This window comes from Streptomyces sp. NPDC052687, from assembly GCF_040678395.1.
GTDB lineage: Bacteria > Actinomycetota > Actinomycetes > Streptomycetales > Streptomycetaceae > Streptomyces.
Map to the genome: position 1 here is coordinate 1 of NZ_JBFATR010000068.1, position 25,630 is coordinate 25,630.

At 74.6% G+C, this 25,630-nt stretch carries 15 protein-coding genes, 1 tRNA gene, 1 pseudogene and 1 riboswitch; of the genes and pseudogenes, 9 read left to right on the forward strand and 8 right to left on the reverse strand.

Annotated elements, in window-relative coordinates; translation table 11 throughout:
- Positions 1-451: 451 nt before the first annotated feature.
- Positions 452-1,006, reverse strand: a complete 555-nt coding sequence (locus AB0K92_RS31420; RefSeq protein WP_166000162.1) for a MarR family transcriptional regulator — start codon at positions 1,004-1,006, stop codon at positions 452-454.
- A gap of 122 nt (positions 1,007-1,128) precedes the next feature.
- Here AB0K92_RS31420 and AB0K92_RS31425 point away from each other — a divergent pair, with 122 nt between their 5' ends.
- Positions 1,129-2,403, forward strand: coding sequence for an MFS transporter (locus tag AB0K92_RS31425; protein ID WP_365928569.1), 1,275 nt, complete (start codon positions 1,129-1,131; stop codon positions 2,401-2,403).
- A 61-nt stretch (positions 2,404-2,464) separates the two neighbouring features.
- Here AB0K92_RS31425 and AB0K92_RS31430 read toward each other — a convergent pair whose 3' ends face one another.
- Together AB0K92_RS31430 and AB0K92_RS31435 are read right to left on the reverse strand one after the other, a co-directional pair.
- Entirely contained in the window at positions 2,465-4,126 is a 1,662-nt protein-coding gene (locus tag AB0K92_RS31430) for a SpoIIE family protein phosphatase (RefSeq protein ID WP_365928550.1), read from the reverse strand.
- A gap of 244 nt (positions 4,127-4,370) precedes the next feature.
- On the reverse strand, positions 4,371-5,738 hold the full coding sequence (locus AB0K92_RS31435) for an NAD(P)/FAD-dependent oxidoreductase (RefSeq protein ID WP_365928552.1): 1,368 nt from the start codon (positions 5,736-5,738) through the stop codon (positions 4,371-4,373).
- Between the two features lie 399 nt (positions 5,739-6,137).
- Between AB0K92_RS31435 and AB0K92_RS31440 the strand changes: the two genes are divergently transcribed.
- Together AB0K92_RS31440 and AB0K92_RS31445 are read left to right on the forward strand one after the other, a co-directional pair.
- On the forward strand, positions 6,138-6,890 hold the full coding sequence (locus AB0K92_RS31440) for a helix-turn-helix domain-containing protein (RefSeq protein WP_365928554.1): 753 nt from the start codon (positions 6,138-6,140) through the stop codon (positions 6,888-6,890).
- A 454-nt stretch (positions 6,891-7,344) separates the two neighbouring features.
- Positions 7,345-9,378, forward strand: coding sequence for a sigma-70 family RNA polymerase sigma factor (locus tag AB0K92_RS31445; protein ID WP_365928556.1), 2,034 nt, complete (start codon positions 7,345-7,347; stop codon positions 9,376-9,378).
- On the opposite strand, the gene AB0K92_RS31450 is transcribed toward AB0K92_RS31445, so the two are convergent.
- A complete protein-coding gene (locus tag AB0K92_RS31450) occupies positions 9,365-12,637 on the reverse strand; it encodes a BTAD domain-containing putative transcriptional regulator (RefSeq protein ID WP_365928558.1) in 3,273 nt (1,090 codons plus the stop codon). The two genes, AB0K92_RS31445 and AB0K92_RS31450, sit on opposite strands and share 14 nt — an antisense overlap.
- A gap of 504 nt (positions 12,638-13,141) precedes the next feature.
- Complete coding sequence (locus AB0K92_RS31455; protein ID WP_365928560.1) at positions 13,142-15,241, reverse strand: asparagine synthase-related protein; 2,100 nt, start codon at positions 15,239-15,241, stop codon at positions 13,142-13,144.
- Positions 15,242-16,237: 996 nt separating this feature from the next.
- Here AB0K92_RS31455 and AB0K92_RS31460 point away from each other — a divergent pair.
- The 4 genes from AB0K92_RS31460 to AB0K92_RS31475 all read left to right on the forward strand — a co-directional run bounded on the left by AB0K92_RS31460 (position 16,238) and on the right by AB0K92_RS31475 (position 21,271).
- Complete coding sequence (locus AB0K92_RS31460) at positions 16,238-17,662, forward strand: MFS transporter (protein ID WP_166000179.1); 1,425 nt, start codon at positions 16,238-16,240, stop codon at positions 17,660-17,662.
- A gap of 75 nt (positions 17,663-17,737) precedes the next feature.
- Positions 17,738-18,955, forward strand: a complete 1,218-nt coding sequence (gene lhgO, locus AB0K92_RS31465; protein ID WP_365928562.1) for an L-2-hydroxyglutarate oxidase — start codon at positions 17,738-17,740, stop codon at positions 18,953-18,955.
- Positions 18,956-19,002: 47 nt separating this feature from the next.
- Positions 19,003-19,809, forward strand: coding sequence for a tRNA (guanosine(46)-N7)-methyltransferase TrmB (trmB, locus tag AB0K92_RS31470; RefSeq protein ID WP_365928564.1), 807 nt, complete (start codon positions 19,003-19,005; stop codon positions 19,807-19,809).
- A 64-nt stretch (positions 19,810-19,873) separates the two neighbouring features.
- Positions 19,874-21,271 carry a PrsW family intramembrane metalloprotease gene (locus AB0K92_RS31475; RefSeq protein WP_365928571.1) on the forward strand — a complete coding sequence of 466 codons (1,398 nt, stop codon included), beginning with the start codon at positions 19,874-19,876 and terminating at the stop codon, positions 21,269-21,271.
- Positions 21,272-21,395: 124 nt separating this feature from the next.
- On the opposite strand, the gene AB0K92_RS31480 is transcribed toward AB0K92_RS31475, so the two are convergent.
- Both AB0K92_RS31480 and AB0K92_RS31485 read right to left on the reverse strand, forming a co-directional pair.
- On the reverse strand, positions 21,396-22,439 hold the full coding sequence (locus tag AB0K92_RS31480) for a M23 family metallopeptidase (protein ID WP_166000182.1): 1,044 nt from the start codon (positions 22,437-22,439) through the stop codon (positions 21,396-21,398).
- Between the two features lie 11 nt (positions 22,440-22,450).
- A riboswitch (cyclic di-AMP (ydaO/yuaA leader) is annotated at positions 22,451-22,630 on the reverse strand.
- 362 nt (positions 22,631-22,992) lie between these two features.
- A tRNA-Met gene (locus AB0K92_RS31485) sits at positions 22,993-23,066 on the reverse strand.
- Positions 23,067-23,166: 100 nt separating this feature from the next.
- Between AB0K92_RS31485 and AB0K92_RS31490 the strand changes: the two genes are divergently transcribed.
- A complete protein-coding gene (locus tag AB0K92_RS31490) occupies positions 23,167-24,303 on the forward strand; it encodes a dihydrofolate reductase family protein (protein ID WP_365928573.1) in 1,137 nt (378 codons plus the stop codon).
- 170 nt (positions 24,304-24,473) lie between these two features.
- On the opposite strand, the gene AB0K92_RS31495 is transcribed toward AB0K92_RS31490, so the two are convergent.
- On the reverse strand, positions 24,474-25,373 hold the full coding sequence (locus tag AB0K92_RS31495) for a hypothetical protein (protein ID WP_365928567.1): 900 nt from the start codon (positions 25,371-25,373) through the stop codon (positions 24,474-24,476).
- On the opposite strand from AB0K92_RS31495, the pseudogene AB0K92_RS31500 reads away from it, so the two are divergent.
- Positions 25,360-25,630 (forward strand): annotated as a pseudogene (locus AB0K92_RS31500) (hypothetical protein); the annotation flags it as partial. The gene AB0K92_RS31495 and the pseudogene AB0K92_RS31500 overlap by 14 nt on opposite strands.

The following is a 25,630-nucleotide window of genomic DNA, read 5'->3' on the forward strand; positions in this document are numbered from 1 at the left end:
CTCTCGGGCTTTCCTCCGGGCGCTTCCCTTCGGTCTTGCGTTTCCGACTCTATCAGATCTTTTCTCGATCCGATTTCCTCGGTGCTTTCCAGGTTTCCGCTCTCGCGTTTCCCTTTCCGGCGGTTCCGACTCTATCAGATCCTTTCGGGCCTGACTCCCAGTCAGAGGGGCTTGTCTTCCCGGCAGTTGGGCCGTTCCGACGTCTCAAACTTTAGCGGATCCGTCCGGCGATTCCCAATCGGGCTGCCGGGCCCCTATTCGAATTGAATTCGGGCACGCCGAAATCAACCCCGTCGGGAGATCGTGCTTGTGGTTTGAGGTGCCGCTCTCGCGGCGGAAGTGTCGTCGCAGAACCGTTCCGGCTCTCTGACAACCCGAAGAACTCTACGGATCCGTCCAGGGGGTGTCAAGTACCCCCTGTCAAGATCTTTTCGACCCCGGTGTGACCCGGTCAGTCCAGGTCGGAGAGGCGGCCGCCGGCGTCCGGCTGGGCGTGCTCGACCCGGCGGAGCAGCCGGGTCAGGACCTCGCCGAGGGCCGTTCGCTCCGCGGGGGTGAGGTCCTGGAGCAGGTCTTCCTCGAACACGGTCGCGAGGCGCATGGCCTCCAGCCACTTCTCGCGGCCCTCGGGGGTCAGCTCCACGATCACCCGCACGCGGTTGTTCTCGTCCCGCTCCCGGGTGACCAGACCCTCGGCGACCATGCGGTCGATGCGGTGGGTCATGGCGGCCGGGGTGAGGCCGAGGCGCTTGGCGAGGTCGCCGGGGCCCATGCGGTAGGGCGCGCCGGAGAGGACGAGGGCCTTGAGGACCTCCCACTCGGCGTTGCTGATGCCGAGGGCGGCGGTCTGCCGGCCGTAGGCGACGTTCATGCGGCGGTTCAGCCGGGACAGCGCCGAAACGATCTTTTCGACCTGGGGGTCGAGGTCCTGGAACTCGCGCTGGTAGGCGGCGATCTGTTCTTCGAGTGTCGGCTCTGCGCCGAGTGTGCCGGGGATGTCGCCCATGGGCGCAGTATCGCACGCCGTCGCTTTGCCTTGAAGTCCTTCGATGTGTACTCTTTAGCTTCGAACTTTATTTTCGAAGTCTTCACGTCTAACTAGTGAGAGAGGTGAACGTGACCAGGGCGATGGGCGCTGCGATGCGCCGGATCCATGTGGGCAACGCACTCAGCGCGTTCGGACTCGGCTTCACCGTCCCCTACCTGTACGTCTATGTGGCGCAGGTGCGGGGGCTCGGTGCCGTGACGGCGGGGCTGGTCCTCGCCGTGTTCGCCGTGGCCGCGCTGATCGTGCTGCCGTTCGCCGGCCGGGCGATCGTGCGGCAGGGCCCGCTTCCGGTGCTGCAGACCGCCCTGGTGACGGCCGCCGTCGGTGCGCTGGGCCTCGGGCTCGCGGGGGGCGCGGCGAGCGTGCTGGCCGCGGCGGCGCTGCTCGGTGCCGGGCAGGCCGTGATGCAGCCCGCGCTGGCCACGATGATCGTGGACTGCTCGACCGCGGAGACGCGGTCGCGGGCGTTCGCCATGCAGTTCTTCCTGCAGAACCTGGGTCTCGGTGTGGGTGGTCTGATCGGCGGGCACCTCGTCGACACCACGCGCGTGTCCTCCTTCACGCTGCTGTTCGCGATCGAGGCGGCGATGTTCCTGCTGCTGGTCGTGGTGATGGCGACGGTGCGGATGCCGCACTCGCCGAGGATGGAGAGCGCGCCGAAGGAGTCCGGGAAGGGCGGCTGGAGGCAGCTGCTCGGGAACCGGGCGATGGTGCAGCTGTGTGTGCTCGGGTTCGTGCTGTTCTTCGCCTGCTACGGACAGTTCGAGTCGGGTCTGAGCGCCTACGGTGTCGAGGCCGCCGGGATCTCCACGTCCGCGCTGGGCACCGCGCTCGCGGCGAACACCGGGATGATCGTGGTGGCGCAGTTCCTGGTGCTGCGGTTCGTCGAGCGGCGGCGGCGCTCGCGGGTGATCGCGGCCGTGGGTCTGATCTGGGCCGTGGCGTGGCTGGCGGCCGGGTACGCGGGGCTGGGGCACGGCAGCCAGGAGATGGCGACGGCGGCCTTCGTATCGACGTACGCGCTGTTCGGGCTGGGTGAGGCGATGCTGTCGCCGACGGTGGCGCCGCTGGTCGCGGATCTGGCACCGGAGGGCCTGGCCGGGCAGTACAACTCGGCGTTCGCGCTGGTCAAGCAGCTGGCTCTGGCGGTCGGGCCAGCGGTGGGCGGGCCCATGGGGGCCTCGCTGCACGCGCCGTACATCGTGACGTTCCTGCTGTTCTCGCTCGGCATCAGCGTGCTGGCGATCCGGCTGGGCCGTCGCCTCACCGAGGCGCAGGACCAGCCGTGGCTCGCCCGGAACCGGGTGGTCGCGCGCGGTGGGCCGGCGGCGGAGCCGGTATCCGCGGAGGCGTGAGAGCGAAGAGTGCGGTCGGGGCGCCGGCCGGGTGCGTGGGCATCCGGCCGGCGTTTCGCTGTCAGGGGGTGCGGGGCAGCGCGAACTCGCACCAGACCGCCTTGCCGCCGCCCGGGGTGCGTCGGCATCCCCAGTTCGACGCGATGGTCGCGACGATGGCGATGCCCCGGCCGGACTCGTCGCCGGGTTCCGCGCGGCGGCGGCGCGGGAGGTGGTCGTCGCCGTCCGTCACCTCGATGATCAGGCGGCGGTCGGTGCGGCGCAGCCGCAGGCGCATGGGCGGGGTGCCGTGCTGGAGGGAGTTCGCCACCAGCTCGCTCGCGGCCAGGACGCCCAGGTCGTGCAGGTCGGCGGGGAAGCGCCAGCTGGTCAGGACGCCGGAGGCGAAGGCACGCGCGCGGGGGGCCGCTTCCACGCCGCCGAGGAGTTCCAGGGCGGCGTTGCGGAACAGTTCGGCGTCGGGGCCGGTGCGGGCCGGGTGCTGGAGGACGAGGACGGCGACGTCGTCGTCGTGGTCGGCGGTGACGCCCGCGGTGCGGACCAGGCGGTCGCAGACGACCTGCGGGGTGCCGGTGGCGCCGGCGAGGGCGCGTTCCAGGGCGGCGATGCCCTCGTCGAGGTCCGCGTCGCGGCGTTCGACCAGGCCGTCGGTGTAGAGGACGGCGGTGGAGCCGGGGCCCAGGGCGATCGAGCCGGAGGAGTGCATCCAGCCGCCGGTGCCGAGCGGCGGGCCGGTGGGTTCGTCGGTGCGCTGGACGGTGCCGCTCTCGTCGCGGACCAGGATCGGCAGGTGGCCGGCCGAGGCGTACACCAGCCGTCCCTCGTTGGGGTCGTGGATGGCGTAGACGCAGGTCGCGATCTGGTTGGCGTCGATCTCGGTGGCGAGGCCGTCGAGGAGTTGCAGGACCTCGTGCGGGGGCAGGTCCAGGCGGGCGTAGGCGCGTACGGCGGTGCGGAGCTGGCCCATGACGGCCGCCGCGCGGACGCCGCGGCCCATGACGTCGCCGATGACGAGGGCGGTGCGGCCGCCGCCGAGGGTGATCACGTCGTACCAGTCGCCGCCGACGGCCGCCTCGGTGCCGCCGGGGTGGTAGGTCGCGGCGATGCGCAGGTCGTCCGGCTGTTCGAGTTCCTGGGGGAGCAGGGAGCGCTGGAGGGTGACGGCGGTCTCGCGCTGGCGGCGTTCACTGGCGCGCAGGCGTTCGGCGGCCTCCGCGTGGTCGGTGACGTCGGTGGCGAAGACGAGCACTCCGCCGCCGGTGCCGGCGCCTTCGCGGACCGGGGTGCAGGTGAACGTGTAGGAGCGGCCGTCGGGAGCCTTGCGGGACTTCAGGGTGCGGGGCTTGCCGCTGCGCAGGACCTGGTCGAGGAGGGGCAGCAGGCCCAGTTCGCACAGCTCGGGCAGGGCGTCGCGGGCGGGTTCGCCGGGCGGGCGGGCGCCGAAGGCCGCGGCGTACGCCTCGTTGACGTACGCCAGCCGGTGGTCGGTGCCGTGGACGAGGGCGACCAGGGCGGGGGTGCGGTCGAGGACCTCGCGCACCGGAAGGTCGTCGACGGCGGGGACGGGCGGCGGCTCGTCGGTGAGGTGTTCGGCGCGGGCCGCGGGGACGGCGCCCTCGCCTCGGCCCTCGCCCCGCCGGTCCGGGGTGGCCGTGGGTTCGGTCCGCGCTGCGGCGCGGCGCTGCGTTCCGGGGAGCCGGGCGCTCCAGCGCGTGAAGTTCACGAATCCTTGCCTCGTGTAGTCGTCGTCGGCCGGCTCCGGACCCGGCCCGGTCCTCCGGGGGCGGCGCGGTGGTGACCGCGGGGGGCCACCGCCCCTGGGAAGTGCGGCACTGGGAAAGCCTCGTGGGTTCGGCGGGCGGGGCGGGCGGCGGACCGCCCTGTCGGCGTGGACCAGTCTGGCAGTGTGGCCAACCGGACCGACATCCGTCAGACGCCCCGGCCGCCGCGGGAGTTCCTCGCTCCGGTCAGGACGACCCCTTCGGGTCGTGAGGAGGTTTTCCCCCGGCCGCGAGTTCGAACTCCGCACGGGGATGTTCGAGTGAACCGAGGGAGACGATCTCCCGTTTGAAGAGGCCGGCGAGGGTCCATTCAGCGAGGACGCGCGCCTTGCGGTTGACGGTGGGCACGCGGCTGAGGTGGTAGGCGCGGTGCATGAACCACGCGGGGTAGCCCTTCAGCTTGCGTCCGTAGACGTGGGCGACGCCCTTGTGCAGGCCGAGGGAGGCGACCGAGCCGACGTACTTGTGGGAGTACGTCTCCAGGGGCTCGCCGCGCAGGGAGCGCACGATGTTGTCGCCGAGGACGCGGGCCTGGCGGACGGCGTGCTGGGCGTTGGGGGCGCACTCGGCGCCGGGGCCGGCGGCGGTGACGTCGGGGACGGCGGCGGCGTCGCCCGCGGCCCACGCGTGCGCGTGCCCCTCGACGGTCAGCTCGGCGGTGCACTTCAGGCGGCCCCGCGCGGTGCGCGGCAGGTCGGTGGCGGCGAGCAGGGGGTGGGGCTTGACGCCGGCCGTCCAGACGACCGTACGGGTGGGATGGCGGCTGCCGTCGCTGAGGACGGCGGTCCGGTCGGCGCAGGACTCCAGGCGGGTGCCGAGGAGGACCTGGATGTTGCGGCGGCGCAGTTCGGAGACCGTGTAGCGGCCCATCTCCTCGCCGACCTCGGGCAGGACGCGGTCCGAGGCCTCGACGAGGATCCACTTCATGTCCTCGGGGCGGATGTTGTGGTAGTACCGCGCGGCGTAGCGGGCCATGTCCTGCAGTTCGCCGAGCGCCTCCACGCCGGCGAAGCCGCCGCCGACGAAGACGAAGGTGAGGGCGGCGTCGCGGATCGCGGGGTCGCGGGTGGAGGAGGCGATGTCCATCTGTTCGAGGACGTGGTTGCGCAGGCCGATGGCCTCCTCGACGGTCTTGAAGCCGATGCCGTGGTCGGCGAGACCGGGCACGGGGAGGGTACGCGAGACGGAGCCGGGCGCGAGGACCAGTTCGTCGTAGGTGAGGGTCTCCGGGGGTGCGGCGCGCTCCTCGGTGGCGAGGGTGGTGAGGGTCACGGTGCGCTCCGCGTGCCGGACGGACCGGGCCTCGCCGACGATGACGCGGCAGTGCGGCAGGACGCGGCGCAGGGGTACGACGACGTGGCGCGGGGAGATGGCGCCGGCGGCCGCCTCGGGGAGGAACGGCTGGTACGTCATGTACGGGTCGGGGGTGAGGACGGTGATCTCGGCCTCGCCCCGCTTCAGTTCGTGTCTCAGCTTCCGCTGGAGGCGCAGGGCCGTGTACATCCCGACGTAGCCGCCACCGACAACGAGAATGCGCGCACGTTCCTTCACCATCCCATGACGCACCCGGCGCCTGCGTTTGTCCACAGCCCCGGCAATTTGTGTGACAGGGCGCGTGGCGCGGCCGGGGTTGGCCGAATCACCGGGGTACGGGGAAGCGGCGCAGGTCAGGGGGTGTGATCCGGGGGAGATGCGAGGGTGGAACCGGGACGTATACGACCCGTACTCCGATCGGGGGGCGCTCCGTGCGGAACCTGCCCCTTCTGAATTGACTGTCTCTCAACTATGTTCGTCTCTCGACGGGGTGTAGGGGGATGCCTCTCGTGTCCGCGACGGGCGGGCGCGGCGGGCAGGCTCGACCGGCTGCTCGATGGTTCGGGCGGTTCCACGCGCTCCGGCATCCAATGGCGGGGAGAGTCTCCGGGGGGAGACGTCATTACCGGGGGATTTCTTATGCACATTCAGGACTCTCGTTGGTCTTCCGCGTCTGCCATCGCACCCGGCGGCGCGGTCGGCGCGGCGGTGGGCGGCACGCGCGCGGACGGCGCGCGGACGACACCGCTGCGTGTGGACGCACAGCGCAACCTGGAGCACGTACTGCGCGCGGCCCGTGAGGTCTTCGGCGAGCTGGGGTACGGCGCGCCGATGGAGGACGTGGCGCGGCGCGCGCGCGTCGGTGTCGGCACGGTCTACCGGCGCTTTCCGAGCAAGGACGTCCTGGTCCGGCGGATAGCCGAGGAGGAGACCGCGCGGCTGACCGACCAGGCGCGGGCCGCGCTCGGGCAGGAGGACGAGCCGTGGTCGGCGCTGTCCCGCTTCCTGCGGACCTCGGTCGCGTCGGGCGCGGGTCGGCTGCTGCCGCCGCAGATCCTGCGGGTCGGGGTCGCCGACGAGGCGGGCGCGGCGGCGGACGAGGCGCGGGTGCCGCAGCAGCGGTCCCAGCCCGGCGGCGGTGAGCTGCGGCTGGTGCCGGAGCAGCCGGCGGCCGGGGACGACGCGGGCGCGGCGGCCCTGCTCGACGTGGTGGGCCAGCTCGTGGAGCGGGCCCGCGCGGCGGGCGAGCTGCGGCCGGACGTGTCGGTGTCGGACGTCCTGCTGGTGATCGCGACGGCGGCGCCCTCGCTGCCGGACGCGGCGCAGCAGGCGGCGGCCTCGGCGCGGCTGCTGGACATCCTGCTGGAGGGGCTGCGGTCGCGGCCGGCGTGACGGTTGTCCGGTGGGTGACCGAGCGGGTCGCTCCAGGGTGACCGGATGAGGTGACAGGGGTGTGGGTGGGGTGCCGCCCGCGCCCCTGTCGGCTTTCCTCGCGCCCGCGGGCGGCGGGTTTGTGCGCGCCGTGCCGGGTTCGTGCACGGCGCGTCGGGTTCGTGCGCGTCGCGTCGGCTTCCCGCGCGTCGTGCCGGGTTGCGCGCGCCGCGTCGGTTTCCCGGACAGCCGGTGCGTTCGGTGTGCGGGGCGCGTCGTCTCGCGGCCGGGAACGGCCCCGGTGTCCAGGGACATCCGTGGAGCATTCCCCGAACGGGTGAGTGTCAGTACCGATTCGGCGCAAGTGCGCTCGGACGAGTGGATGACGTCTCTTGCCGGGGAGTAGCCGGAATCCGGTGTGGCACGCTGACCCGGTGGTCGGGACCGGTGGGGCAGGCGGCGAGGGCTTTCCGCGATGAGTGGTGACGGGCGGGACGAGTCGCTGGGCGAGGGCGCACCCCAGGCCGGCTCACCTTCACCCCAGGTGCCCAGTCAGGGCGGACGGCGCGCGGGCCGGGTGCCGGCGGGCCGTCCCGGCGAGGGTGCCGTACCGGCGCAGCGCGACCGGCGTGACGACGGCGGCATCCTGCCGCCACGGGAACTGCCGCCTTCCGACGCCCAGCTGATCGACCGGATGCGCTCCGGCGACGACACTGCGTACGAGAAGCTGTACCGGCGCCACGCGGACGCCGTGCGCCGTTACGCGCGTACCTGCTGCCGTGACGCCCACACCGCCGACGACCTCACCGCCGAGGTCTTCGCCCGGATGCTCCAGGCGGTGCGCGGCGGCTCCGGCCCCGAGCACGCCGTACGCGCCTATCTGCTGACCAGTGTCCGGCGCGTCGCCGCGCGGTGGACGGACTGCGCCAAGCGGGAACAGCTCGTCGACGACTTCGCGGTGTTCGCCGCGCAGGCCGCGCGGGTCCCCGAGACGTCCGGCCCGGCCGGCTCCCCCGGTTCCTTCGGCGCCGGTACCGACCTGGGCGCGGACGTGCGGGCGATGCACGAGGCCGAGCAGTCCCTCGCCATGCGCGCCTTCCGCTCGCTGCCCGAGCGGTGGCAGGCCGTGCTGTGGCACACCGAGGTCGAGGACGAGTCGCCGAGCGAGGTCGCCACGCTCTTCGGGCTCGACGCCAACGGCACCCGCGTGCTCGCCAGCCGCGCCCGCGAGGGCCTGAAGCAGGCCTACCTGCAGGCCCATGTGTCCACCGCCCTCGCCACCGACGAGGAGTGCGCCCGCTACGCCGACCAGCTCGGCACCTACGCCCGCCGCAAACTGCGCACCCGCGCGGAGCGGGGCCTGCGCAAGCACCTGGAGGAGTGCGCCAGGTGCCGGCTGGCGGCGACCCAGGTCGAGGAGGTCGCCGGCGGCATCCCCGCCGTGGTTCCGGTGGCCGTCATCGGCTGGTTCGGTGCCGCCGGGTACGGGAAGGCGGCCGGGCTCGTCGCGGGCGGCGCCGGAGCCGGGGCTGCGGGCGCCGCGGGCGCGGCAGCGGCCGGCGGAGGCACGTCCGGCGGTGCGGCAGGCGGTGCGTCGGGCGCCGGGGGTGCGTCCGGTGGTGCGGGGAGCGGCGCGGCCGCCGAGGGCGTGGGCGCGCCGGTGAAGGCCGGTGTCGCGGCCGGTGTGGTCGCGGTGGCCGCCGCTGCCGTGGCGCTCGCGCTCGTGGGGGACGACACCACGCCCAGGGAGCCGGTGGCCAGGCCGCCCGCGTCCGCGCCCCAGCCGGAGCCGCCGTCCCCCGCCCCCTCGCCCGAGAATCCCGCACCGCGGGCCCCGGCCGTCACGCCCGTCGCCGCCCCGCCACCCGTCCCGAGTCCCACACCCACGCCCGTCGCCGCCCCGCCACCCGTCCCGAGCCCCACACCCACGCCCACCCCGGCGCCGACCCCGTCCCGCGACCCCGCGCCCTCTGCGACGCCCACCCCCAGCCCGACGCCCACCCGGACTCCCCCGCCCGGCCCCACCCCGGCTCCGACGGCCACGCCGACACCCGCGCCCACACCACCGCCCGCGCCGGTCGTCTACCAGTGGAGCGAGCTGGCGTACGACATCAGCGGCGACGACACCAAGCCAGAGATGCGCATCGGCGAGAGCGGCTGGGTGTGGCAGCGGCAGGGCCTATGGATCGGCGGGACGTCGTACGCGCGCGGGGTCACCGTCCACGGCCGGTCCTCCGTGACCATCGACCTCAACCGTGACTGCTCCTCCTACCAGGCGCTGGTCGGCGTCGACGACATGACGCTGAAGCTCGGCAAGGTGTCCTTCTCCGTCTACGCCGACGGCGTACGGCTGTGGCATTCCGGCATGGTCAAGGGCGGCGACCCGGCCGTCCCGGTCCGGGTGAACCTGGCCGGACGGAAGACCGTACGGCTGGTGGTCGAGCCGCACGGCCACCTGGACCAGGTGGCGGTCGCGGACTGGGCGGAGTCGCGGTTCACCTGCTGGTAGGGGTCCGCGCGGGACGGGTGGCGGCGGCCTCGTCGAGTTCGCCGGCGATCTCCTCCAGCGTGAGGGCGGCGCCCCGCGCGCATTCGGCGGCGTACCGCTCGGCGCCCAGCGCGGCGCGCGCCGCGGCCTCGGTGCGGTGGGTGCGCGCCCCCTCCGGCCGGGGGCGCGGCAGGCCGCCGCGCAGCCGCTCGCCGGCCGCGAGGAGCCGGGCCGTGCGCGGGTAGTCGCCGAGCCGCCCCAGCACGTTGGCCGCCTCGTCCACGATGCTTCCCGTGACCGTCTCGGCGCAGTGCTCCGCCACCGCGCGGCGCAGGGCGCGGGCCATCTTCGGCAGCGCCCGCTCCGGGCCCTCCTCGACGGCCGTGACCATCGCGTCCAGCAGGCGCAGCGCCGCGACGAACTGGGGCGGGGGCGTACCGCGGGCGATCCGCTCACCGATCGTCCGGCACAGCTCGCGCGCGCGGACGATGTCCCGGTCCTCCAGCGCCATGTAGGCCCGCAGCAGCGACACGAACGCCTGGGCGTCCGCCACCCAGTAGCGGTCGGCGGCCTCCTCCGCCTCGGTCAGGGCGGCCTCGGCGGCGCGGCGGTCGCCCGAGCGGTAGGCGATCTCCGCGAGGCGGGCGATGAGGAACGGTGTCTCGGCGTACGCCCCGACCTCGTGGGCGAGCCGCAGTGCCTCCCCGTACTCCTCGCGGGCCTCGGTGAACCGGCCGCGCGCCATGGCCGCCTCGCCCGACGCGCTGCACACCTGCGCCCGCATCCAGCGGTCGCCGACGCGCCGGCTGAGGACGCGCAGCTCGGCCAGGTCCTCGTCGACCCCGTTCAGCCCGCCGGAGGAGTCGACGACGATGTGGGTGCGCAGCATCAGGGCCACGCCCAGCTCCCAGTCGCCGCCGTACGCCCGGCAGTTGGCGACCGCCGCGTCCAGGACCGCGCGCACGTCCGCGCCGAGCCGCTGGAAGACGGTCAGCGGCCAGACGATGCCGGGCATCCGCGCGGCGTGCGGGCCGCCCCGCTCGTAGGCGGCCCGCAGGCGGGCGACATGGCGCGCGTACCGCGGGTCGGTCGTCAGGTCGCGCGGCTCGGTTTCCGAGGTGAGGAACAGGTGGAACATCCGCAGGTCCCGGCGCAGGGAGTGCAGCGGGTGCCGTTCGTCGTCCGGCGGGGCCTCGACGAAGGCGTCGGCGTCGGTGTCGTCGGGGGTGCCGGGCGGCGCGCTCAGGCGCAGGACGCGGTTGATCCAGCGGGCGCCCTCGTGACGGTAGTTGCGCAGCCACCAGAACCAGCCCATGGCGAGGGCGATGGCGGCGGCGTCCGCCTCGTCGCCGGCCGTCAGCGCGCGGTCGAGTGCCGCGCGGATGTTGTCCAGCTCGGTCTCCAGGCGGGAGATCCACGGCAGCTGCCCGGCGGAGCGCAGCCGCGGATCGGCCTCCTCGACGAGCGAACGCACCCACGCGCGGTGCCGTCGTTCGGCGGCGGCGCGCCGGCCGGGGGCCTCGGCGGCGCGCTGGGCGGCGTACTCGTGGATGGTCTCCAGCAGCCGATACCGCATACCCTCGGCGCCCTGCCCCGCGGATGGGGCCGCCACGACCAGGGACTTGTCGACGAGCGCGCCCAGCAGGTCGGCCACCGGGCCGCCGCACACGGCCTCCGCCGCGGCGAGGTCCCAGCCGCCCGCGAAGACGGACAGCTCGCGCAGCACCGTCCGCTCCCCCTCGTCGAGCAGGTCCCAGGACCAGTCGACGACCGCGCGGAGGGTCTGCTGGCGGGGCAGGACGGTGCGGCTGCCGGAGGTGAGCAGGCGGAAGCGGTCGTCGAGGCGGTCGGCGATCTGCCGGGGGGTGAGCAGCCGCAGCCGGGCCGCGGCCAGCTCGATGGCGAGCGGCAGCCCGTCGAGGCGGCGGCAGATCTCCGCGGCGGCCTCCTCGTCGCGCAGCAGCGCGTCGGCGTCGGGGCGGACGGCCGCCGCGCGCTCCGCGAACAGGCGCCGCGCCTGGTCGGGGGAGAGCGGGTCGACCGGCCGCACCGACTCGCCGGGCACACCCAGGGGCTCACGGCTGGTGGCGAGGATCGTGAGCCCGGGGCAGCGGGTCAGCAGGGTTTCGGCGAGGTCCGCCACCGCGCCGATCACGTGTTCGCAGTTGTCGAGGATCAGGAGCCGGCTGCGCGTGGCGCAGTGCTCGACGAGCAGGGCGACCGGGTCGTCCTGCGGGGTCGCCAGGTCGTGGGTCATCAGCGTGGTCTTCCGCAGACCCAGCGCGTTGACCACCGCGCCCGGCACCGCCTCCGGCCGGTCGAGCGGGGCCAGCTCGACCAGCCACGCCTGGGGGAGACCGGCGGCGGCCTCCTCGGCGAGACGGGTCTTTCCGGAGCCGCCCGGTCCGGTGAGGGTGACCAGGCGAGCCCTGCGCACTTCCGAACGAATCGCGTCCAGCTCGCGTTCCCGCCCCACGAAACTCGTCAGCCGGGGGCGGAGGTTGCCGGTGGGTTCGGGGCGGGGAGGGGTGAGGTGAGGCACGGCGGCTGGCCTCTTGCCGTCCCCTTCACCCAGCAACTCCTGGTACAGGGCCCGCAGCTCCGGCCCCGGGTCCGTGCCCAGCCCCTCCGCCAGCGCGCGCCGCGCCGTGTCGTAGGCGGCGAGGGCCTCCGCCCTGCGGCCGGTGTCGCGCAGGGCGCGCAGCAGCAGAGCGTGCAGGGCCTCGTCGTACGGACTGGCCTGGGTCAGCTCGCTCAGTTCGGGTACGACGTCCTGGGCGCGGCCCAGGCGCAGGTCCGCGTCGATCCGCGCGCGGACCGCCTCCAGCCGCAGTGTCTCCGGGCGGGTGGCGGCGGTGCGGTCCGGGAGGTCGGCGAGGGCGGGGCCGCGCCACAGGGCGAGCGCGTCGGCCAGGTCACGGGCGGCGGCGGCCGGGTCGCCGCGGTCCAGGGCGGCCGTGCCCTGGCGGACGAGCCGTTCGAAGACGTGCAGGTCGACGTCGTCCGGGTCCGCGGCGAGCCGGTAACCGCCCGGCTCGGACACCACGGCCCCCTTGCCGACGGCCCGGCGCAGCCGCCCGACCAGGGCCTGCAGCGCGGCGTGGGCGTCCTGCGGCGGGTCGTCCGCCCAGACCTCGTCGATCAGGGTGTGGGCCGCGACCACCCGCCCGGCCCGCGCGGCGAGCGCGGCGAGCAGGGCACGCACGCGTGGACCCCCGACGGGTATGGCGCCGCCGTGGTCGTCCTCCGCCTGGGTGATCCCCAGGATTCCGTACCGCACCGGATCATTGTGGCCGGGGGGCGCCGGCGGGGCACCGGCATTCGACCGGGGGCGCTTGGCGCGCGGGGAGGGGGTTCGCACAGGGGGGTCTGGAGGAGGGCCGCGCGGGGAGCGGCAATTGACCGCGCGGTGTGCCCCACAGGGACGGCAATTCACCACGCGGCGTGCCGCGCGAGAACGGGGGTTTACCCCGCAACCGCGCACCACGCGGAGAGCAGCGACTTACGACGTGGCGCACCACGCGGGGGCGCGGCCCGTCCGGCAGCGTGCCCCGCCGGGGGGATCCCCGGTGGCATGTCAGTGATGTGCAACAGGGCCCTCGGCTCGGCGCGGCTGCGGCCTCCAGGGCCGACCGGACTGCCGTACGGCAGTCAGGCACGGCTCAGCGGTCACGCACTCACCGGCACCTCCGGAGCCCCGCCGCAGCGCGCCCCACGCGCGCGTGCCGGACGAGACGGGCGGGACGTCCTCACGGCCGCCCGCAGCCACACACACCCTCAGCCCTCACGCCCTCCGCGCCGCCGCCCCCGCTCCCAGCGCGCCCCGCTGGGGGACGATGCCCGCGGGGACCGCGCGGGCGCGGGCGGGGGTGCCGGTCCAGCAGGTGCCGCGACGGGCGAGGAGGCGGCGGAGCCAGAGTTCCAGGGAGACGAGGTCGGCGAGGCCGTCGAGGGGCAGGGGCTCGCCCTCGGCGGCGCGGCGCAGGGCCTTGCGGACCACGCGGGCCTCGACCAGGCCCGCCTGCGCGAGCAGCGGGGTGTCGAAGAGGGCCATCAGGGAGTCGGCGGCCACGCGCAGCCCGGCGCGGGCGGCGGCCGCAGCCGGGGCCTGGGAGGTGGCGCCCCAGCCGGGCGGCAGCTCGGCGACCCCGGCGCCGGCCAGCACGGACCGCAGGATCGCGGCGCGCGCCCCCGGCTGGACGCGCAGCGCCTCGGGCAGTTCGCGGCACGCGCGGACGACCTGGTTGTCGAGGAACGGCGTGTGCAGGCGCTGGAAGCGGATCTCGGCGGCCTGCTCCAGCACGCGGACGTCGGCGGCGGTGCGCGCGAGGGCCGCGCGGGCGCGGAAGTCCCCGGGGCGCAGACCGGGTCCGACGGCGGACCGCTGGAGCACGCCCTGAAGGCGAACCGATACTTCCGCCAGTGCCTCCCCGGTCAGCCAGCGCGCCGCGGGGCCGGGCCTGGCCCAGGTGAGCGCGGCGAGAGACGCCCCCACGGCGCCCCCGGGTTCGTCGAAGCAGCGCTCCATCAGCCGCTCGGCGAGGCCTTCGACGCCCGCGCGGTAGGGCGTACGGGCGAGGCGGCGGGCCGCGGCGTACACGCGCGCGGGGACCAGGACCGAGCCGTCCGCCTTGGCGAGGGCGGCCACGGGGCGCACCAGGTGCCGGCGGCGGCGGTCCATCAGCAGGTCGGCGAGGCGCGCGGGGTGGGCGTCGAGGACCTGGCGGGCGCCGTAGCCGGTGAGGTGGTCCGCGCTGCCCGCGGCGAGCCGGGCGCGGTGCCGGGCGGCCGACACCAGGCAGGAGCTGGGCTCGTCGGTCAGCGGGCCGTCCAGCTCGGCGTACGGCAGGGTCTCCTCGCCGCCGGTGACGACCACGTGGTGCAGCCGGGGCCCGGCGGCGAGCGCGCCGGCCCGTTCCAGCTCGGCTTCCCGTCCGCCGACGGTCAGGTCGTTGAAGGTGACGGCCAGCAGCCGCTCTCCGGCACCGGTGCCGTGCCCGAGGACAGTGCCGGGCATGCCAGGCAGGCCGGCCGCGAGCAGGGCGAGGGTCGCGGAGGCGGGGCCGCCGGAGAGGTCCGCGCCGATGCCGGGCACGGGCATGCCCCGCGCGGCACGCCGTTCGGCCGGGCCCATGCCGGGCACGGGCCCGGGGTCGATGTCGGCGCCGGGGACGTGGCGGGGCGCGGAGAGCCTGGCCCGCACCGCCTCCACCAGGGCGTCACGGACGGCGTCCACCGCGCGGTCGGGATCGGCCGGGGGCGCGGCCACCGCGAGGGAGGCGACCTGCTCGTATCCGGCGATCTCCCGCGCCCCGGCGCGCAGGATGAGCGCGTGCCCCGGCGGAATGCGCCGCACGCCGTCGTACGGGGTGGACTCCTGCACCGCGGCCGGTACGTCGGGGGCGGCCAGCAGTGCGGCGAGGTGCCCGAAGTCGAGGTTGGCCTCGACGAGGTCGGCGAGCGGCAGCGCGGCGGTGGCGTAGGCGGTGCCGCCGGCCCAGGGGGTGTGGAAGATGGGGCGGGCGCCCGCGAGGTCGCCGCAGACGGTGATGCGGCGCCCGACCTGGACGACCGCCGTGTAACTGCCCGGCCAGGCGGTCAGGTGGCGCAGGGCGCCGCCGCGCGCGGCGAAGAGCCCGACGCGCAGCTGTTCGTCGGTGGCGCCGCAGGTGCCGAGGACGGCGATGCGGGTCTGCGGGTCGGCGGTGACCACGCGGACCTCGTCGGGGCGCCAGTCGCCGACCGCCCACAGCGGATCGGGGTCGCCCCACAGGAGTTGGGAGCCGACCGGGTGGAGGGTCTCGCCGTCGTATCCGGTGGCGCCCGCCGTGCCGATCGCGGCGGCGCCCGCGGCGGTGCTGCTCCACCCCACCAACCACCGCATCGACGCCTCCACGAGCTGTGGACAACCAGTGCACCGCAGGAACCGGTTCACCATGCTGCCACGAAGGACGCGCCGGGGAGCGTCGGCGGAGCCGCTTGTGATCCCCTGAATGCGCCCCGCGCGCCCTGGCATGCGCCGCCGGAATGTGCCCTGTCCTCACAAGGGCCGCGCCTCGCACGGAGGTTGGCGTGCCGCAGGCGCGGCAGCCGGCACTCGTCGCCCCGAGGCGGCCGCAACAGGCCCGAGGAGGCGGCTCCTTGTCACGGCGAGGAGACACACCCCCGCTACGGCGAGGAGACCGCCCCTCGTTACGCGAGAAGAGCGCATCCCGTCACGGCGAGGAAGCGCGCCCCAGCGACGAGATGGCGCCCTGGCGAAGAGATGGCGCCCCGGCGACGACCTGGCGCCCGGCGCCCTCAGCGAGGAGATCGCACCCCCCGCGAGCAGATCGCACCCCCGGCGACTCGAATGCGCCCCCAATACGCCCCCCACAAAACCTCAACGCGCCCTCAAACCACATGGTCGCTGCAGGGTTCACCCCTCGCACGAGGGATCGGTTTTCGGCCATTCCAAGACCACGAGATTCTCTCGGCACGCGCGCCGTGCACGCTCCGTGCACACTCCGTACAGGCTCTGCGCATCGCCGGGTGGGCGCACGGCCCGGGAAACGGAACTCGCCCCCCGGGCCGGACCGCCGCCCGCGGGGATGTGAGGCGGCGGTGTCCCCCAGCCCACTGGTCAGTACAGCGGGCCGACCCACGCAAGAGCCATGGAACCGCTCCCGAGGTGGCCGGAGTAGAGCGCACGGACGGGCGCACGGCCACACAGCGGGAGCGCGTCGCAACCGTGCGTACAGGGCCCGTACTCCCGTGCGGACCACAATCCCGCCATCCGGAACAATGCCCCTTAACGCTTGGGATGCGGCGAACTACGCTGGGTTTACGAATGCCGCGTGGTTATGCCAGTACGGCAGCCGTCTGTGTCGAGGGGTGGCGCATGTCCAGGGAGCAACGCGGGCCGAACGAAAAGCTCGGCGCCGTTCTCGCCCTCGCGGGAATCAGCAACGCGGGACTCGCACGACGCGTCAACGACCTGGGCGCGCAGCGCGGGTTGACGCTTCGGTACGACAAGACGTCGGTGGCGCGCTGGGTGTCCAAGGGCATGGTCCCGCAGGGTGCCGCACCGCACCTCATCGCGGCCGCCATCGGCCAGAAGCTCGGCCGTCCGGTGCCGCTGCACGAGATCGGCCTGGCGGACGCGGACCCCGCGCCCGAGGTCGGCCTCGCCTTCCCGCGGGACGTCGGCCAGGCGGTGAAGTCCGCGACCGAGCTGTACCGCCTCGACCTCGCGGGCCGCCGCGCCGGCTCCGGCGGCATCTGGCAGTCGCTGGCCGGATCGTTCGCCGTGAGCGCGTACGCCACACCCGCCTCACGGTGGCTGATAACCCCGGCCGACAGCTCGGTGGCGCGCGAGGCGAGCCCCGCCGAGGGCTCCGGCGCACCGATCAAAGTCGGCCACAGCGATGTGCAGAAACTGCGCGAGGCCGCCGAGGACGCCCGGCGCTGGGACTCCAAGTACGGCGGCGGCGACTGGCGTTCCTCCATGGTCCCCGAGTGCCTGCGCGTGGAGGCCGCCCCGCTCCTGCTGGGTTCCTACTCCGACGAGGTCGGCCGCGCCCTGTTCGGCGCCGCCGCGGAACTCACCCGCCTCGCGGGCTGGATGGCGTTCGACACCGGCCAGCAGGAGGCCGCCCAGCGGTACTACATCCAGGCGCTGCGCCTGGCCCGCGCGGCGGCCGACGTGCCCCTCGGGGGCTATGTGCTGGCGTCGATGTCGCTGCAGGCCACCTACCGCGGCTTCGGCGACGAGGGCGTGGACCTCGCGCAGGCCGCCCTGGAGCGCAACCGCGGCCTGGCCACCGCGCGCACCATGAGCTTCTTCCGCCTCGTCGAAGCGCGCGCCCACGCGCGCGCGGGAGACGCCCAGGCGGCCGGCGCGGCCCTGAAGGCGGCCGAGAGCTGGCTGGAGCGCGCCCGCCCCGGCGACCACGACCCGTCCTGGCTCGCCTTCTACTCCTACGACCGCTTCGCCGCCGACGCGGCCGAGTGCTACCGCGACCTGAAGGCCCCCCGGCAGGTCCGCCGCTTCACCGAGCAGGCCCTGTCGAAGCCCACCGAGGAGTTCGTGCGCTCGCACGGGCTGCGGCTGCTCGTCGGCGCGGTCGCCGAACTGGAGTCCGGGAACCTGGACGCGGCCTGCGCCCAGGGCGTCCGCGCGGTGGAGGTCGCCGGGCGGATATCGTCCGCGCGGACCACGGAGTACGTGAAGGACCTCCTGCACCGCCTGGAGCCGTACGGCGACGAGCCGCGCGTCGTGGAGCTGCGCGAGCGGGCCCGCCCGCTGCTGATGGCCCCGGCGTGACGCCGGTCGCGCGGCGGCCCGCCTCCCGGGTGTGAGGGCATTGTCAGTGGCGCGGTGCACTATCGGAGCCGGGAGGTGGCACAGGTGCGGGAGATCGCCTACGACTGTGACGTGCTGGTGATCGGCGGCGGGATCGTCGGCCTGTCGACGGCGTACGCGATCACGCGCCGGGCTCCGGGCACGCGGGTGACGGTGCTGGAGAAGGAGGCGGGCCCGGCCCGGCACCAGACGGGCCGCAACAGCGGCGTGATCCACAGCGGCATCTATTACCGCCCCGGCTCCCTCAAGGCGCGGTACGCGGTCCGCGGCGCCGCCGAGCTGGTCAAGTTCTGCGCGGAGTACGACATCGCGCACGCCGTCACCGGCAAGCTGATCGTCGCCACCGACCGCGCCGAGCTGCCCCGCCTGCACGCCCTGGTGCAGCGCGGCCGGGAGAACGGCATACCGGTGCGCGAGCTGGGCGCGGCACAGATCGCGGAGTACGAGCCGCAGGTGCGGGGCCTCGCCGCCATACACGTCGGCACGACCGGGATCTGCGACTTCACCGGCGTCGCCCGCCGGCTGGCCGGCGCGTCCGGCGCGGAGATCCGCTACGGCGCCCGCGTGGTCCGGGTGGACCGCCGCCCCGAGCTGGGCGTGGCCGTGCAGACGGCCGACGGCACGATCGTGCGGGCGCGCGTGCTGGTGAACTGCGCCGGGCTGCACTGCGACGAGATCGCCCGGCTGACGGGGGACGACCCGCAGATGCGGATCATCCCGTTCCGCGGCGAGTACTACGACCTGCGCCGGCCCGAGCTGGTGCGGGGCCTGGTCTACCCCGTCCCCGACCCGGCGTTCCCGTTCCTCGGCGTCCACCTCACCCGTGGCATCGACGGCAGCGTCCACGTCGGCCCCAACGCGGTCCCCGCCCTGGCCCGCGAGGGGTACGGCTGGGGTGTCGTGCGGCCGCGCGAGCTGGGCACCACCCTGGCCTGGCCCGGCGCCTGGCAGCTGGCCCGCCGCCACTGGCGGTACGGGGCGGGGGAGCTGCGCCGGTCGGTGTCCAAGGCGGCGTTCACCGAGGCCGTCCGCAGACTCCTGCCCGCCGTCACCGCGGCGGACCTGGAGCCTGCGGCGGCCGGGGTACGCGCGCAGGCCGTGCTGCGCGACGGCACGCTGGCCGACGACTTCCTCATCCAGGAGGCCCCCCGCACGGTGCACGTCCTCAACGCCCCCTCCCCCGCCGCGACGGCGTCCCTGCCCATCGGCCGGGAGGTCGCCCGCCGCGCGCTGGCAGCCCTGGAGGAGCGCTGAGCACCGCACCGGCCCCCGCGAGGCGACCCCGTAGACTCGATGCCACTGTGTCTGACTCCCTGAACGCCGCCCCCGCCCCCCGCCGCCCCAAGGGCGCGCCCCGGTTCCCCGAGGGTCCCCAGGCGGACCCCGCCGGTTCGCACTTCGAGCGGCGCATCCGGAGTTTCCAGCCGCGGCGCAGCCGGGTGACCGCGGGGCAGGCGGACGCGCTCAGGCGGCTGTGGCCCCGGTGGGGCTTCGACATCGACGGCTCGCGGGTCCTCGACCTCGCCGAGCTGTTCGGGAACGGCAACCCGGTCGTCCTGGAGATCGGCTTCGGCATGGGCGAGGCCACCGCCCAGATGGCGGCCGCCGACCCCGGCACCAACATCCTCGCGGTGGACGTGCACACCCCCGGCCAGGGCAATCTGCTCGGCCTCGCCGACCGGGGCGGCCTGACCAACGTCCGCGTCGGCAACGGCGACGCCATCATCCTGCTGCGCGAGATGCTGGCCCCGGACTCCCTCGACGGCCTGCGCGTCTACTTCCCCGACCCGTGGCCCAAGAAGCGCCACCACAAGCGGCGGCTGATCCAGCCGGCGTTCCTCAGCCTCGCCGCGACCCGGCTGAGGCCCGGCGCGCTGCTGCACTGCGCCACCGACTGGGAGCCGTACGCGGAGCAGATGCTCGAGGTCCTCACCGCCCACCCGGACTTCGAGAACACGCAGCCCGACGGCGGTTTCGCGCCCCGCCCGGAGTTCCGCCCGCTGACCCGTTTCGAGGGTCAGGGACTGGACAAGGGTCATGTCGTGAACGACCTGCTCTTCCGCCGCGTACCACACACAACGTCAGCTCAGCCTCCCGCCGACGCCTGATCCACCGCGGGCGGCTCCGTCCCTCGTAAGGGTCAATGCCGTGGCCAGCAGTCCCCCGTACCCCATGCCCCCCGGTGAAGCCGTCCCCGGTGCTCCCGCAGCCGGTGCCCCCGTTCCCGGGGCGCACCGGCCCGCGCACTGGTGGCAGCGTCCCTGGGTGCGCTACGGCGCGCTCATCACCCTGCTCGCGCTGTCCGGGCTCGTCATCCTCGCCCTGGTGCGCGAGGAGACCGGCACCGAGGGGTTCCTGGTGGGTCTGGGCCTGGCGGTCCTGCCCGTCCCGCTGCTCGTCGCCGCCTTCCGCTGGCTGGACCGGGTGGAGCCGGGCCCCTGGCGGAATTTGGTCTTCGCGTTCGCCTGGGGGGCCTGCGCCGCGGCGCTGATCGCGATCGTCGCCAACAGCTTCGCGACCCAGTGGATAGCCACGGCGACCGCCGACCCGGCCGGCGCGGACACCCTCGGGGCCACCGTCATAGCGCCGGTCGTGGAGGAGTCCGCCAAGGCGGCCGCGATCCTGCTGCTCTTCCTCTTCCGCAGGCGGGACTTCACGGGAATCGTCGACGGCGTGGTCATAGCCGGGGTGACCGCGACCGGCTTCGCGTTCACCGAGAACATCCTCTACCTCGGCACCGCCTTCGGCACCGACCAGATGCAGGGCGACAGCGGCATCGCCTCCGTCACCGCCGCCACCTTCTTCGTGCGCATCGTGATGTCCCCGTTCGCGCACCCCCTGTTCACCGTCTTCACCGGCATCGGCTTCGGCATCGCCGCCCTGTCCGGGCCCCGGCAGCGGACGCGCCGCCTGCTGCTGCCGCCGTGCGGCCTGCTGCTCGCGATGGGCATGCACGCGCTGTGGAACGGCTCCGCGAGCTTCGGCGGCTTCGCGTTCCTCGCGGTGTACGCCGCGTTCATGGTGCCCGCGTTCGGGCTGCTGACCTGGCTGGTGATCTGGACCCGGCAGCGGGAGCTGCGCACCGTCCGCGAGGAGCTGCCCGCGTACGTGGCCGCCGGCTGGCTGGGCCCGGCGGAGCCGTTCGCGCTCGGCTCGATGCGGGCCCGCCGGCTGGCCCGCGACCACGCCCGGCACCACCTCGGCAAACCGGCGGCCCGCGCGGTCGCAGAGTACGAGGCGTACGCGACGTCGCTGGCGTTCCTGCGGCACCGGGGGCGGCGCGGCCGGGCCGGTGCGGACTTCGTCTTGCGGGAGCGGGAGCTGCTGCACGAGCTGTGGCGCCGCCGGGAGGCCGCCCGTCCGGCCCTGGAGTACGCGGCGCGGATGACGGCGTCGCCGGTGCCGGTGATGATGCCGTGGCCGACGCAGCCGGGCCCCGGGGCGCCGTACCCGGCGTACCCGGCGTACCGGCCGCCGTACCCGGGGTTCCGTCCGCCGCACCCCGTGCAGCGGACGCCGCAGACCGCGTACCAGGCGCCGTATCCGGCCTACAACCCGTACCGGACGTGACCGGGCGGCGGCCCGTTGACCGGCAGCCCTGACGTCGGGGGGGCGCCGTCAGGACCGCCGGGGACCGGGAGAAGAAAGAAGAGAAGCGGAAGAGAGGGGCGAGCGCGCCGGCTCGGCGGGTGCGTCAGGGGGTGAGGCCCTTGCTCCGCAGCCAGGCCATCGGGTCCAGCGCGCCGCCGGCGGCGGTGTGGACCTCCATGTGCAGATGCGCGCCGCTGACGTTGCCCGTGGCGCCCACGCGGCCGATGACCTCGCCCGTGGTGACCTTCTGGCCCACGCTGACGCCGATCGACGACTGGTGGGCGTAGAGGATCTCGGTGCCGTCCTCCAGGGTGAGGACGGTCTTGTAGCCGTACGGCCCGTCCCAGCCGGCCTCCGTGATGGTGCCGGAGTGGACGGCCTTGATGAGGGTGCCGGTGGGCGCGGCGAAGTCGAGGCCGGTGTGGTAGCCGGAGGACCACATGGCGCCGGCCTGGCCGTAGCTCGCGGTGAGGACGTACGACGAGGTCGGCAGCGTGTACTGCTTGGCCAGCTCGGCCAGGCGCTCCGCCTCGGCCTTCTTGCGGGCCTCCTCCTCGGCGGCCTTCTTCGCGGCGGCCGCCTTGGCCTCGGCCTCCTTCTCCGCCTTGGCGGCGGCCTCGGCGGCCTCCTTCTCGGCGGCGGCCAGCGCCTCGGCGGCGGCCTTGGACTCGACCTGGTCCTGCTGCTGCTCGGCCTGCGCCATGATGCGGGCGCGCAGCGCCTCGCCGGCGTCGGTGGTGCCCTGCCCGGAGTCGGCGGCGGTGACGCCGATGCCGCTGAGCGGGGTGGCGGCGACTTCCGGGGCCTCGGCCTCGGTGTCGTCGGAGATGAGCGAGCCGACGTTCGGCAGGTCGGGCATGGAGATGGAGACCGGCGGCTTGCCGGTCTGCGCGGTGGCCATGCCGCCCGCGCCGACGGCGGCTATGACACCGACGCCCAGCACGGTGGAGCTGCGGGCGAGTCCGCCGCGCTGCTTGGTGACGCGATGCCGGCCGCGTACGGGGCGAATGGATTCCGCAGTCGGGTTCCACTCCTCCCACGGGCCCTCGTCGGTGCGCTGATCGCCGTACACGAAGGTGTCGGCGGGGTCGGCGGTGCGCTGGCCAGGCACGAACGGGGCCTCGGGGGCAGGCCGGTTGGACGCCACGTGGGCGTACTCCTTTCCTTCCTTCTCGCCTACCGGGTTAGCTGACGGGTTCGGAGCAGGAAGGTCTCCTACGCGCGTAAACCAGCCGTGCCCTGCGCGGTTTCAGCCGCTGTGGACCCGACCCCTTACGCCCGATTCACCCCAAAATGGTGGTTCCCCGGTTCCCTCACGGGATTCGGCGCGTGCGCACGGAGCCGCCTCTTGTGACGGCTGGGACGACCGCGCTGCGTTATCGGACGTTAATAGAACCAGGGGGTGATTTCCAAGCCGTTCCGCTTGATCATTACGGTTCGCCGGGCGGACGTAGCGCCCAGGAGCGGCTAAAAACGGGCGAGTTGACCTCGACTCTCAAACGCTTCAGCAGCGTTCGCGTTTTTGATGGTGACTCAGATGTTATGCGCAGTGGGGTCGGTCACTCACTGGTGGTGACAATCCGGGACGCCGTGCGTCTTCGGCCATGCGGCGGGCAACGCGGGCAACGCGCAGCCCCCGGAAGGGGTGGAAAACACTCAGGGCCGGAACCCGTTTCCGGATTCCGGCCCTGAGCCTTCAGTAGCGGGGACAGGATTTGAACCTGCGACCTCTGGGTTATGAGCCCAGCGAGCTACCGAGCTGCTCCACCCCGCGTCGGTGAAACCAGTGTACGCCATGCGCGGGACCCCTCGCGCCAGAGGTAGTTTCACTGGGAACCGACCCGGGATTCCGCCGTCTCCAGATGGGTGCGCCGATGCCCTACCCGTACGTCCTGCTCTCCGCCGCCGTCTCCCTGGACGGCTTCCTGGACGACACCGGCCCCGAGCGGCTGCTGCTGTCCGGCCCGGCCGACTTCGACCGGGTCGACGAGGTGCGGGCGTCCGTCGACGCGATTCTGGTGGGCGCCGGCACGATCCGCGCCGACAACCCGCGGCTGCTGGTGAACTCCCCCGAGCGCCGCGCGGCCCGGACGGCGGCCGGGAAACCGGAGTACCCGCTGAAGGTCACGGTCAGCGCCACCGGCGACCTCGACCCCGGGGCGCGGTTCTGGCACACCGGCGGCGAGAAGGTCGTCTACACGACCCCCGAGGGCGCCGGCCGCCTGCGGGCGTCGGGCATCGCGGACACCGCGGCGGTGGTGCCGCTCGCCGGGGCCTGGGACTGGCGCACCGTCCTGGAGCATCTGCACGACCTGCGCGGCGTACGGCAGCTGATGGTCGAGGGCGGCGGCACGGTCCACACCCAGCTTCTCCGACTGGGTCTGGCCGACGAACTCCAGCTCGCCCTGGCGCCCCTCTTCGTCGGCGACCCGGACGCCCCCCGCCTGTTCGGCCCCGGCCCCTACCAGCCGGGCCGGCTGCGCCTGGTGGAGACCCGCCCGGTCGGTGACGTGGTCCTGATGCGCTACCAGCCGACCGCCCCCGGCACCGGCACGACCGCGGTGGCCGCCGACCACCACTGGCTGGCCCGGGCCTGCGCCCTGGCGGCGCAGTGCCCGCCCTCCGCGACCGCCTTCAGCGTCGGCGCGATCGTCGTCGCCGCCGACGGCACGGAACTCGCCCGCGGCCACTCCCGCGAGGGCGACGACCCGGTCGTCCACGCGGAGGAGGCGGCCCTGGCGAAGATCGACCCGGCGGACCCGCGGCTGCCCACCGCGACCGTCTACAGCAGCCTGGAGCCCTGTACGCGCCGCGCCTCCCGGCCCCGCCCCTGCGCAGGTCTGATCCTGGACGCCGGTGTCCGCAGGGTCGTCACGGCATGGCGGGAGCCGGACACGTTCGTGGCGGGGGCGGACGGCGCGGGGGCCCTGGCGGCGCGGGGCGTGGACGTGATCGTCCTCCCCGAGCACGAGGAGCAGGCGAAGGCCCCGAACCGCCACTTGCCGGGCTGAGGAACGGGCGAAGGCCCCGAACCGCCACCTGCCGAGCCGAGGAACGGGCAAGCGCCCGGAACCGCCACCTGCCGAGCCGAGGAACGGGCGAAGGCCCCGAACCGCCACCTGCCGGGCCGAGGAACGGGCGAAGCCCCCGAACCGCCACCTGCCGGGCTGGCGCCGCGCCACTACTGGCCGCCCCGCGGGGCGGTCGCGCTCCCCGCGGGATGGAGGACGTCGTACAGCGCCACCGACAGGGCCATGTACCGGTCCGCCGCCGCGGCCACCTCGCTCAGCCCGCGCTCGACGAGCGGAACCGACCCGACCGCCAGGCCGCTGCCGCAGAGCGCGCCGCCGCGCCGGGCCTGTTCGGCGATCGCGGCCCAGTCCGCGGCCTCGGGGGCGTCGACCGGCGGAGCGGGCAGGCGGGCCGCCTGCGCCCCGTCGGCGGACCAGAAGGCGCACACCGGTCCGTACACATCCTGTGGATAACCGCGCGCGGGTGGATGCTCGGCCAGCGCGTCCCGCAGGGTGCGGTAGTCGGCCGCGTACGCGTTCATCGCGGTCTGGCCGCCCCTGGCCAGCCAGTCCCGCAGCCGTTCACGCTCCTTCGCCCTCTCCATCGCCGCCGCGCCCTGCCTGCCCTGCGCGGTCGAGGGGTCCGCGAACGCCTCCAGCTCCCGCTGACCGCTGAGCAGCAGCACCGGGGCCAGGCACGCCGCGACCACGTACGCCCGCCGCAGCGCCAGACGGCGGCGCCGCACCGGGGGCGGCAGCGGCGGCAGCGCCCGCAGCGCGAGGACGACCAGCGTCGTCAGCGCGGCGGCGGGCACGGCCAGGGCCGCCAGCCGGGGCAGCAGCATGAGCCGGGTCAGGTCCCACACCGGTCCCGGTCGCGGCGCGCAGCCGGCCCACAGCGTGGTCAGGCCGGGCACACAGCCCTCGGCCGCGGTGAGCGCCGTGGCCGTGAGCGTTCCGGCCGCCAGGCTCAGCACCGCCGCGCCGGCGGCCCGCGCCGGCCACCAGCCGCCGCGGGCGCGCAGCGCGACCACCACGGCGGTGACGGACGCCGCGGTGACCAGCGCCACCGCCGTCCACAGCATCACCTCCGGCAGCCACCCGCCGCGCAGCGCCGCCGCCTTCGACGGCCGCACCCCCGACAGCACGGCCCGGCAGACCACGACCGCGACGGCCCCGCCCCCGGCGCACCCGGCGGCGGACAGCAGCCGGCGCCGCCAGGACCGCGCCCGCCCCGTCACCGGCGATCACCACCCGGGCCCCGGCCTTCTCGGCGGCCGCGATCCGCTCCTGGGCCGCCGCCGCGCCGGTCAGCACCAGCGTGGGC

Bases quoted from the DNA above. Each gene is read 5' to 3' on its own strand.
- AB0K92_RS31420 (WP_166000162.1), bottom strand. From the start codon at position 1,006: ATGGGCGACATCCCCGGCACACTCGGCGCAGAGCCGACACTCGAAGAA.
- AB0K92_RS31435 (WP_365928552.1), bottom strand. From the start codon at position 5,738: ATGGTGAAGGAACGTGCGCGCATTCTCGTTGTCGGTGGCGGCTACGTC.
- AB0K92_RS31475 (WP_365928571.1), top strand. From the start codon at position 19,874: ATGCCCCCCGGTGAAGCCGTCCCCGGTGCTCCCGCAGCCGGTGCCCCC.
- AB0K92_RS31425 (WP_365928569.1), top strand. From the start codon at position 1,129: ATGGGCGCTGCGATGCGCCGGATCCATGTGGGCAACGCACTCAGCGCG.
- AB0K92_RS31440 (WP_365928554.1), top strand. From the start codon at position 6,138: ATGCACATTCAGGACTCTCGTTGGTCTTCCGCGTCTGCCATCGCACCC.
- AB0K92_RS31455 (WP_365928560.1), bottom strand. From the start codon at position 15,241: ATGCGGTGGTTGGTGGGGTGGAGCAGCACCGCCGCGGGCGCCGCCGCG.
- AB0K92_RS31460 (WP_166000179.1), top strand. From the start codon at position 16,238: ATGTCCAGGGAGCAACGCGGGCCGAACGAAAAGCTCGGCGCCGTTCTC.
- AB0K92_RS31490 (WP_365928573.1), top strand. From the start codon at position 23,167: ATGCCCTACCCGTACGTCCTGCTCTCCGCCGCCGTCTCCCTGGACGGC.
- AB0K92_RS31445 (WP_365928556.1), top strand. From the start codon at position 7,345: ATGAGTGGTGACGGGCGGGACGAGTCGCTGGGCGAGGGCGCACCCCAG.